Origin of the sequence: Phocaeicola sp. RTP21198st1_B8_RTP21198_201120, from assembly GCF_040929485.1 — a bacterium.
Lineage (GTDB): Bacteria > Bacteroidota > Bacteroidia > Bacteroidales > Bacteroidaceae > Phocaeicola > Phocaeicola dorei.
Window position 1 is genome coordinate 1 of record NZ_JBCOCI010000427.1, and the last position, 1,217, is coordinate 1,217.

A 1,217-nucleotide genomic window follows, 5' to 3' on the forward strand; every position below is an offset into this window, starting at 1 on the left:
ATCATACGGTTCCGGTATTCGGCAGCTTTGGTTTCGCTCAAGTTCTTGATAAGTACGTTGTTCAAGTAATAATCTCCGGTATCGTAGTTGTCGAGGATTCCCAATATGTTGAGTAAAGTTGATTTCCCAGACCCGGATGCTCCCATGATAGAAACAAATTCCCCCTGTTCAATGTTGAGATTGATACCTTTAAGTACATGGAGAGGCGCTCCGTTGTTGTAGGTCTTGTTGATATTCGTTAGTTGTATCACAATTTTCTTTATTTAGTTTCTGTTTTCTGATAATTTTCTACTATTAGACGTGCAAAAGATACGAAAAGTTGCAAACAGGTTGAACTTTTTTCAAAAAACATTTTGTAGACTCAATCTTCTTTACGTAATTTGTGTGCAGTAAACTTAATGATTAACTAACCCTTTTAAATAAAAGTATCATGAATTCAAACATGGAAAAACCCTACGTAGTAGGTATTGACATAGGCGGAACGAATACCGTCTTTGGAATTGTAGACGCACGCGGAACTATTATTGCCAGCAGTTCAATCAAAACATCTGGTTACCCTACAGTAGAAGAATACGCTGATGAAGTGTGTAAAAGTCTGCTTCCATTGATTATTGCTAATGGTGGTGTTGATAAAATCAGAGGTATTGGTATCGGTGCTCCGAATGGCAACTACTACACGGGAACGATTGAATTTGCTCCGAACCTGCCTTGGAAGGGAATTCTTCCGTTGGCTGCCATGTTTGAAGAAAGACTGGGTATCCCCACTGCTTTGACAAACGACGCAAACGCTGCTGCTATCGGTGAAATGACTTACGGTGCTGCCCGTGGTATGAAAGACTTTATCATGATTACACTGGGTACTGGTGTGGGTAGCGGTATCGTTATCAACGGTCAGATGGTGTATGGTCATGACGGTTTTGCAGGTGAATTGGGACACGTTATCGCCCGTCGCGATGGTCGTCTTTGCGGTTGTGGCCGTAAGGGATGTCTGGAAACTTACTGTTCGGCTACCGGTGTAGCTCGCACAGCCCGTGAATTCCTTGCTGCCCGTACGGATGCTAGCTTGCTTCGTAACATTCCTGCAGAAAACATCACTTCAAAAGATGTGTATGATGCAGCTGTACAAGGTGATAAACTGGCACAGGAAATCTTTAACTTTACAGGTAACATCTTGGGTGAAGCACTGGCAGATGCTATTGCATTCTCCAGCCCTGAAG

The 1,217-nt window shown here is 42.7% G+C and carries 2 protein-coding genes; one reads left to right on the plus strand and one right to left on the minus strand.

Features of this window, described 5'->3' with window-relative positions:
- Nucleotides 1–251 (minus strand): ATP-binding cassette domain-containing protein (locus tag AB5935_RS26970; protein WP_368327975.1); only part of this gene is annotated, 251 nt, incomplete at its 3' end.
- A 179-nt stretch (nt 252–430) separates the two neighbouring features.
- Here AB5935_RS26970 and AB5935_RS26975 point away from each other — a divergent pair.
- On the plus strand, nt 431–1,217 hold a 787-nt coding region (locus tag AB5935_RS26975), incomplete at its 3' end, for an ROK family protein (RefSeq protein WP_368327976.1).